Annotated in this window: 12 protein-coding genes; 11 read left to right on the top strand and 1 reads right to left on the bottom strand. The window is 39.9% G+C overall.

Translation table 11 applies throughout. The features are described from left to right. The first annotated feature begins 1 nt into the window (after nucleotide 1). The 11 genes from comGC (at nucleotide 2) to jag (ending at nucleotide 6,994) form a co-directional block, all read left to right on the top strand. Entirely contained in the window at nucleotides 2–325 is a 324-nt protein-coding gene (gene comGC / locus QM959_RS08330; protein WP_173278621.1) for a comG operon protein ComGC, read from the top strand. After that, nucleotides 288–722, top strand: a complete 435-nt coding sequence (gene comGD / locus QM959_RS08335; protein WP_414372634.1) for a competence type IV pilus minor pilin ComGD — start codon at nucleotides 288–290, stop codon at nucleotides 720–722. The genes comGC and comGD overlap by 38 nt, the downstream gene beginning before the upstream one ends. Further along, complete coding sequence (comGE, locus tag QM959_RS08340) at nucleotides 685–987, top strand: competence type IV pilus minor pilin ComGE (protein WP_282184478.1); 303 nt, start codon at nucleotides 685–687, stop codon at nucleotides 985–987. Before comGD ends, comGE begins: the two co-directional genes overlap by 38 nt. After that, entirely contained in the window at nucleotides 950–1,411 is a 462-nt protein-coding gene (comGF, locus tag QM959_RS08345; RefSeq protein ID WP_414372636.1) for a competence type IV pilus minor pilin ComGF, read from the top strand. The genes comGE and comGF overlap by 38 nt, the downstream gene beginning before the upstream one ends. Further along, on the top strand, nucleotides 1,389–1,793 hold the full coding sequence (comGG, locus tag QM959_RS08350) for a competence type IV pilus minor pilin ComGG (protein ID WP_414372638.1): 405 nt from the start codon (nucleotides 1,389–1,391) through the stop codon (nucleotides 1,791–1,793). Before comGF ends, comGG begins: the two co-directional genes overlap by 23 nt. Before the next feature lie 32 nt (nucleotides 1,794–1,825). Then, on the top strand, nucleotides 1,826–2,413 hold the full coding sequence (locus QM959_RS08355) for a class I SAM-dependent methyltransferase (RefSeq protein ID WP_414372639.1): 588 nt from the start codon (nucleotides 1,826–1,828) through the stop codon (nucleotides 2,411–2,413). A 60-nt stretch (nucleotides 2,414–2,473) separates the two neighbouring features. Continuing rightward, nucleotides 2,474–3,427 (top strand): class I SAM-dependent methyltransferase, encoded by a 954-nt coding sequence (locus QM959_RS08360; protein ID WP_414372641.1) that lies wholly within the window; start codon nucleotides 2,474–2,476, stop codon nucleotides 3,425–3,427. 50 nt (nucleotides 3,428–3,477) lie between these two features. Continuing rightward, nucleotides 3,478–4,671 carry an acetate kinase gene (locus QM959_RS08365; protein ID WP_414372643.1) on the top strand — a complete coding sequence of 398 codons (1,194 nt, stop codon included), beginning with the start codon at nucleotides 3,478–3,480 and terminating at the stop codon, nucleotides 4,669–4,671. A gap of 145 nt (nucleotides 4,672–4,816) precedes the next feature. Continuing rightward, nucleotides 4,817–5,188, top strand: coding sequence for a ribonuclease P protein component (gene rnpA / locus QM959_RS08370; RefSeq protein WP_247935067.1), 372 nt, complete (start codon nucleotides 4,817–4,819; stop codon nucleotides 5,186–5,188). Continuing rightward, nucleotides 5,163–5,987, top strand: a complete 825-nt coding sequence (locus QM959_RS08375) for a membrane protein insertase YidC (RefSeq protein WP_247935066.1) — start codon at nucleotides 5,163–5,165, stop codon at nucleotides 5,985–5,987. Before rnpA ends, QM959_RS08375 begins: the two co-directional genes overlap by 26 nt. Nucleotides 5,988–6,004: 17 nt before the next feature. After that, the gene (gene jag, locus QM959_RS08380; protein WP_414372645.1) at nucleotides 6,005–6,994 is read left to right on the top strand and encodes an RNA-binding cell elongation regulator Jag/EloR; all 990 of its coding nucleotides are present in this window, start codon (nucleotides 6,005–6,007) and stop codon (nucleotides 6,992–6,994) included. A gap of 42 nt (nucleotides 6,995–7,036) precedes the next feature. On the opposite strand, the gene QM959_RS08385 is transcribed toward jag, so the two are convergent. Continuing rightward, on the bottom strand, nucleotides 7,037–7,196 hold a 160-nt coding region (locus tag QM959_RS08385; RefSeq protein WP_414372649.1), incomplete at its 5' end, for a transposase.

Consider the following 7,196-nt stretch of genomic DNA (forward strand, 5'->3'; position numbering starts at 1 on the left):
AATGAAAAAAATGATAACATTCTTGAAAAAAGCGAAAGTGAAGGCTTTCACACTTGTGGAGATGTTGGTGGTCTTGCTGATTATCAGCGTACTTCTCTTGCTCTTTGTGCCTAATCTGACCAAGCAAAAAGAAGCAGTCAATGACAAAGGAAAAGCTGCTGTTGTTAAGGTGGTGGAAAGCCAGGCAGAACTTTATAGCTTAGATAAAAATGAAGATGCTAGCCTAAGCAAGTTACAAGCAGATGGGCGAATCACAGAAGAACAGGCTAAAGCCTATAAAGAATACCATGCTAAACAAAATACCAGTCAAACAGTTGCAGATTAAGGCCTTTACCATGCTGGAAAGTCTCTTGGTTTTGGGGCTTGTGAGTCTCCTTGCCCTGGGCTTGTCCGGCTCTGTTCAGTCCACTTTTGCGGCGGTAGAGGAGCAGATTTTCTTTATGGAATTTGAAGAACTCTATCGGGAAACTCAAAAACACAGTGTAGCCAGTCAGCAAAAGACTAGTCTAAACTTAGATGGGCAGACGATTAGCAATGGCAGTCAAAAATTGACAGTCCCTAAAGGGATTCAGGCACCATCAGGCCAAAGTATTACATTTGACCGAGCTGGGGGCAATTCGTCCCTGGCTAAGGTTGAATTTCAGACCAGTAAAGGAGCGATTCGCTATCAATTATATCTAGGAAATGGAAAAATTAAACGCATTAAAGAAACAAAAAATTAGGGCAGTGATTTTACTGGAAGCAGTAGTCGCTCTAGCTATCTTTGCCAGCATTGCAACCCTCCTTTTGGGACAAATTCAAAAAAATAGGCAGGAAGAAGCAAAAATCTTGCAAAAGGAAGAGGTCTTGCGTGTAGCTAAGATGGCCTTGCAGACTGGTCAAAATCAAGTAAACATCAACGGAGTTGAGATTCAGGTGTTTTCTAGTGAAAAGGGATTGGAGGTCTACCATGGTTCAGAACAGTTGTTGGCGATCAAAGAGCCATAAGGTCGAGGCTTTCACCTTGTTGGAATCCCTGATTGCCCTCATTGTCATCAGTGGAAGCTTACTCCTCTTTCAAGCCATGAGTCAGCTCCTCATTTCAGAAGTTCGCTACCAGCAGCAAAGCGAGCAAAAGGAGTGGCTCTTGTTTGTGGACCAGCTGGAGGCAGAATTAGACCGTTCGCAGTTTGAAAAAGTGGAGGGCAATCGCCTCTATATGAAGCAGGATGGCAAGGAAATTGCGATAGGGAAGTCTAAATCGGATGATTTTCGGAAAACTGATGCCAGTGGACGAGGTTATCAGCCTATGATTTATGGTCTCAAATCTGCACAGATTACAGAGGATAATCAACTGGTGCGTTTTCGTTTCCAGTTCCAAAAAGGCTTAGAAAGGGAGTTCATCTATCGTGTGGAAAAAGAAAAAAGTTAAGGCAGGTGTTCTCCTCTATGCAGTCACCATAGCAGCCATCTTTAGTCTTTTGTTACAATTTTACTTGAACCGACAAGTCGCCCACTATCAAGACTATGCTTTAAATAAAGAAAAGTTGATTGCTTTTGCCATGGCCAAGCGAACCAAAGATAAGATTGATAAGGAAAGTGGGGAACAGGTCTTTAACCTAGGTCAAGTAAGCTATCAAAACAAGAAAATTGGCTTGGTGATGACGGTTCGTACGCCTAAGAGTCAATATGAATTCATTTTTCCTTCAGCCAAAATCAAAGAAGAGAAAAAGGAGGAGATAGTGACTGATCTAAGCGAAAAAGCGGAGAAGAAAAAATCAGAAGAGAAGCCTGAAAAGAAAGAGAATTCCTAGTCAATTCAACTACTTTGTGCTAAACTAAAGATATGAAACATGATTTTAACCACAAAGCAGAAACTTTCGATTCCCCTAAAAACATCTTCCTCGCAAATTTAGTTTGTCAAGCGATCGAGAAACAGATTGATGTTTTATCAAACAAAGAAATTCTAGATTTCGGTGGAGGGACGGGTCTACTATCCTTGCCCCTAGCCAAGCAGGCCGAGTTTGTTACTCTTGTAGACATTTCTGAGAAAATGCTGGAGCAAGCTCGTTTGAAATCGGAGCAGCAAGACATCAAGAATATCCAATTTCTGGAGCAAGATTTATTGGAAAATCCCTTGGAGCAAGAGTTTGATCTCATTGTTGTTTGTCGGGTTCTTCACCATATGCCTGATTTAGATGCAGCTCTCTTACTGTTTCATCAACATTTGAAGGAAGATGGGAAACTCCTCATTGCTGATTTTACCAAGACAGAGCCTAAGCATCATGGCTTTGATATAGCTGAATTGGAAAAACAGCTCATTGAGCATGGTTTTTCATCTGTACATAGTCAAATAATCTATAGCGCTGAAGACCTGTTTCAAGGAAATTACTCAGAACTCTTTTTAACAGTAGTCCAAAAATCACTCGCCTAGTCAGGGAGTGATTTTTCTATAAGGATGGAAAAAAGAAGGGAAATTTGATAAGATAGGAATATGGATTTTGAAAAAATTGAACAAGCTTATACCTATTTACTAGAGAATGTCCAAATCATCCAAAGTGATTTGGCGACCAACTTTTATGATGCCTTAGTGGAGCAAAACAGTATCTATCTGGATGGTGAAACTGAGCTAGAGCAGGTCAAAAACAACAATCAAGCCCTTAAGCGTTTAGCACTACGAAAAGAAGAATGGCTCAAGACCTACCAGTTTCTCTTGATGAAGGCTGGGCAAACAGAACCCTTGCAGGCCAATCACCAGTTTACACCAGATGCTATTGCTTTACTTTTGGTGTTTATTGTGGAAGAGTTGTTTAAAGAGGAGGAAATTACTATCCTCGAAATGGGTTCTGGGATGGGAATTCTGGGCGCTACTTTCTTGACCTCGCTTGCTAAAAAAGTGGATTACTTGGGAATGGAAGTGGATGATTTGCTGATTGATTTGGCAGCTAGCATGGCAGATGTAATTGGTTTGCAGGCTGGCTTTGTCCAAGGAGATGCCGTTCGTCCACAAATGCTTAAAGAAAGCGATGTGGTCATCAGCGACTTGCCAGTCGGCTATTATCCTGATGATGCCGTTGCCTCGCGTCATCAAGTTGCTTCTCGTCAAGAACATACTTACGCCCATCACTTGCTCATGGAACAAGGGCTTAAGTATCTCAAGTCAGACGGATACGCTATTTTTCTAGCTCCGAGTGATTTGTTAACCAGTCCTCAAAGTGATTTGTTGAAAGGGTGGTTGAAAGAAGAAGCAAGTCTGGTTGCCATGATTAGTCTGCCTGAAAATCTCTTTGCTAGTGCCAAACAATCTAAGACCATTTTTATCCTACAGAAGAAAAGTGAAATAGCAGTAGAGCCTTTTGTTTATCCACTTGCTAGCTTGCAAGATGCAAGTGTTTTAATGAAATTTAAAGAAAATTTTCAAAAATGGACTCAAGGTACTGAAATATAAAATAGATTTTGTTATAATAGATGAAAACGCTTAAAAAGGGGTATCATGTTATGACAAAAACAATTGCAATCAATGCAGGAAGTTCAAGTTTGAAATGGCAATTATACTTAATGCCAGAGGAAAAAGTGTTAGCCAAAGGCTTGATTGAACGTATCGGTTTGAAAGATTCAATTTCAACTGTAAAATTTGACGGTCGTTCTGAACAACAAATTTCGGATATCGAAAATCACACACAAGCTGTTAAAATCTTATTGGATGACTTGATTCGTTTCGACATTATCAAGGCTTATGATGAGATTACAGGTGTTGGCCACCGTGTTGTTGCAGGTGGAGAATATTTCAAAGAATCAACAGTCGTTGAGGGAGATGTTTTAGAAAAAGTTGAAGAGTTGAGTTTGTTGGCTCCTCTCCACAATCCAGCCAATGCAGCAGGTGTTCGTGCCTTCAAGGAATTGTTGCCAGACATTACCAGTGTAGTTGTTTTTGATACTTCATTTCACACAACTATGCCAGAGAAAGCTTATCGCTACCCTCTACCAACAAAATATTACACAGAAAACAAGGTTCGTAAATATGGTGCTCACGGTACAAGTCACCAGTTTGTAGCAGGAGAAGCTGCAAAACTCTTAGGTCGTCCATTAGAAGACTTGAAATTGATTACTTGTCACATCGGTAATGGAGCTTCTATTACAGCTGTTAAGGGTGGTCAATCTGTCGATACTTCAATGGGATTCACTCCACTTGGTGGTGTGATGATGGGAACACGTACAGGAGATATTGACCCAGCTATCATTCCTTACTTAATGCAATATACAGAGGACTTTAATACTCCTGAAGACATTAGTCACGTCCTTAATCGTGAATCAGGGCTTATGGGGGTTTCAGGCAAGTCTAGTGATATGCGTGATGTGATTGCTGCGAAAAAAGCAGGAGATCATGATGCTACCTTAGCTTATGAAATCTATATTGATCGTATCCAAAAACATATCGGTCAATACCTTGCAGTTCTAAACGGTGCAGATGCTATTATCTTCACAGCAGGTATCGGTGAAAATGCTGCAAACGTACGTGAAGATGTGATTTCAGGTATCTCTTGGTTTGGCTGTGATGTTGACCCAGAAAAGAACGTCTTTGGCGTGACAGGAGACATCTCAACAGAGGAAGCGAAGATCCGTGTCTTGGTCATTCCAACAGATGAAGAACTAGTCATTGCCCGTGACGTTGAACGCTTGAAAAATAAGTAAAACTAGAAAAAATATTCAGTACAAGAAGTTGGGAAAGAGATTTTTCCAGCTTCTTTTTCTGATGAAATTGTCCAAAACCTTGCTATGATTGGCTTTTTTGAAAAATATGGTATAATAGTAGTAATTTAATAGATGGAGTTGAGTTTTGAAGAAAAACTTTCGTGTAAAAAGAGAGAAAGATTTTAAGGCGATTTTCAAGGAGGGGACAAGTTTTGCCAATCGCAAATTTGTTGTCTACCAGTTAGAAAACCAGAAAAACCATTTTCGAGTAGGTCTATCAGTTAGCAAAAAACTGGGGAATGCGGTTACCAGAAATCAAATCAAGCGACGAATCCGACATATTATCCAGAATATAAAAGGGAGTCTGGTAGAAGATGTAGACTTTGTTGTCATTGCTCGAAAAGGGGTCGAAACCTTGGGATACGCAGAGATGGAGAAAAATCTACTCCACGTATTAAAATTATCAAAGATTTACCAGGAAGGAAATGGGAGTGAAAAAGAAACTACAGTTGACTAGTTTGCTAGGACTGTCTCTATTGATCATGACAGCCTGTGCAACAAATGGGACAACTAGCGATATTACAGCCGATTCGGCTGATTTTTGGAGTAAATTTGTTTACTTCTTTGCGGAAATCATTCGCTTTTTATCATTTGACATCAGTATCGGCGTGGGGATTATTCTCTTTACGGTCTTGATTCGTACACTGCTTTTGCCAGTCTTCCAAGTGCAAATGGTGGCTTCTCGAAAAATGCAGGAAGCTCAACCACGCATTAAGGCGCTACGAGAACAATATCCGGGTCGTGATATGGAAAGCAGAACCAAGCTAGAGCAGGAAATGCGTAAAGTCTTTAAAGAAATGGGTGTCAGACAGTCAGATTCTCTTTGGCCGATTTTGATTCAGATGCCGGTTATTTTGGCCTTGTTCCAAGCTCTATCAAGAGTTGACTTTTTAAAGACAGGTCATTTCTTATGGATTAACCTTGGTGGTGTGGATACAACCCTTGTTCTTCCTATTTTAGCAGCAGTATTTACCTTTTTAAGTACTTGGTTGTCTAATAAAGCCTTGTCTGAGCGTAATGGAGCTACGACTGCGATGATGTATGGGATTCCAGTCTTGATTTTTGTCTTTGGGGTCTATGCTCCGAGCGGAGTAGCGCTCTACTGGGCAGTGTCCAATGCTTATCAAGTCCTGCAAACCTATTTCTTGAATAATCCATTCAAGATTATCGCAGAGCGCGAGGCTGTAGCTCAGGCACAGAAAGATTTGGAAAATAGAAAAAGAAAAGCCAAGAAAAAGGCTCAGAAAACGAAATAATAAGGAGGAATCTGGTAATGGTAGTATTTACAGGTTCAACTGTTGAAGAAGCAATCCAGAAAGGATTGAAAGAATTAGATATTCCAAGAATGAAGGCTCACATCAAAGTTATTTCTCGTGAAAAAAATGGATTTCTTGGTTTATTTGGTAAAAAACCAGCTCAGGTTGACATTGAAGCTATTAGTGAAACAACTGTCATCAAAGCAAATCAACAAGCTGTGAAGGGTGTTCCTAAAGAAATTAATGAACAAAATGAACCAGTTAAAACAGTCAGCGAAGCGACCGTTGATTTGGGGCATGTTGTAGAAGCGATTAAAAAGATTGAAGAAGAAGGCCAAGGGGTTTCTGATGAAGTCAAGGCTGAAATCTTGAAAAATGAAAAACATGCTAGCACCATCTTAGAAGAAACTGGGCATATTGAAATTTTAAATGAATTACAGCTTGAAGAAGCTGATCTTGAAGAAGAAATAGAAACTCCTATTCTTGAAAGTCAAGCTGAACAAACTAAAAGTCAAGAATTAGAAGATTTGGGCTTAAAGGTAGAACCGAGCTTTGATATTGAACAAGTAGCTACGGAAGTAACAACTTATGTTCAAACGATTATTGATGATATGGACGTTGAGGCGACGATTTCAAATGACTACAACCGTCGTAGCATCAATTTGCAAATTGATACCAATGAGCCAGGTCGTATCATCGGTTACCATGGTAAAGTTTTGAAGGCCTTGCAACTGTTGGCTCAAAATTATCTTTATAATCGCTATTCAAGAACCTTCTACATTACAATTAATGTCAATGATTATGTTGAACACCGTGCAGAAGTCTTGCAGACCTATGCGCAAAAATTGGCGACTCGTGTTTTAGAAGAAGGGCGCAGTCATCAAACAGATCCAATGTCAAATAGCGAACGCAAGATTATCCATCGTATTATTTCACGTATGGATGGCGTGACTAGTTACTCTGAAGGTGACGAGCCAAATCGCTATGTCGTTGTAGATACAGAATAAGTAAAATCGGCTCTTTGTCAACTGTAGTGGGTTGAATAAAAGCTAACATCTGGAGAGGACAATCATTGTCTTCTCCATTTTTATATTCAGAGCGATAAAAATCCGTTTTTTGAAGTTTTCAAAGTTCCTAAAACCAAAGGCATTTCGTTTGATGAGTTTAATGAGATTATTAGTCGCTTCCAATTTAGCGTTGGAATAGGGC

Source organism: Streptococcus mitis (assembly GCF_047459985.1).
Taxonomy (GTDB): domain Bacteria; phylum Bacillota; class Bacilli; order Lactobacillales; family Streptococcaceae; genus Streptococcus; species Streptococcus mitis_DZ.